Annotated in this window: 1 protein-coding gene; it reads right to left on the reverse strand. The window is 68.8% G+C overall.

The genetic code is table 11. The annotated features are described in order from the left end of the window. Positions 1-653 (reverse strand): ROK family transcriptional regulator (locus JFB92_RS21290; RefSeq protein WP_199043346.1); only part of this gene is annotated, 653 nt, incomplete at its 3' end. Between the last annotated feature and the right edge of the window lie 227 nt (positions 654-880).

Consider the following 880-nt stretch of genomic DNA (forward strand, 5'->3'; position numbering starts at 1 on the left):
GCGAGGCCGCCGGTCACGTCCGGGTTGCGCCGCTCGGCCACGGTCGCGGCGTTGACGTCGTTGTGGACCTCGATCGATGCGCGCAGCCGCTCGGCCAGAGCGGTGCGCGGCCGCGTCCCGGCCAGGCCCGGGATGTCGGTGTGGCCGATCGTGTCGGAATCGGGATCGTACGCGCCGGGCACAGCCAGGTGGAGCGTCCCTATCCGGTCGGGATCGATCCCCGCCGCGGCGGCGGTCCTGGACAGCAGGTCGAACACGGCCTGGTCGGCGGAGACGGCCCTGAAGTCGACCTTCTTGGCGGCCGTGGCCCGCTTGTGGCCCGCGAGGTCGGCGACGGCGACGGTGATGCCGTGGGGTTCGCGCAGCGTCGCCGATCCGGCGAACGCGTAGTCGACGTTGACGGCGTAGACCTCGGCCTTGGGGCCGACATGCTTGGCGGTGGTGCGGCCGACGGTGACCGCCAGCCCGGAGTCGATCAGCCTGCGCATGACCTGGGAGGCGGTGGGTTTGGCCAGGCCGGTGAGCTCGCGCAGCTCCACTCTGGTGAGCGAGCCGTTCTCGAGCAGGTGGTGGAGCGCGGCCCGGTCGTTGACGGTGCGGAGGGGGCGCGCCGAGCCGGAGGGCTCCGCCGGTTGACGGTCGGTGAGCTGCATCGGTGTCCCTCTTCCGTCGTGTTCGATGGCCAATCGCATTGACTTCAATGAATCTATTGACTTGGCGGCCGGATCTCCGTATCGTTGCCAAATAGATAGTAACACTTACTAACTATTAAAGGGAGGGCCCTCATGCACCTGACCCGACGATCGAGGCGGCTGCTCGGCCTGATCGCGGTGCTCGGTACGGCGATCGTGCTCGCGCCCCTGGGATACGGCATCGCCGT

Origin of the sequence: Glycomyces salinus (assembly GCF_016428645.1) — a bacterium.
Taxonomy (GTDB): Bacteria; Actinomycetota; Actinomycetes; order Mycobacteriales; family Micromonosporaceae; genus Glycomyces; species Glycomyces salinus.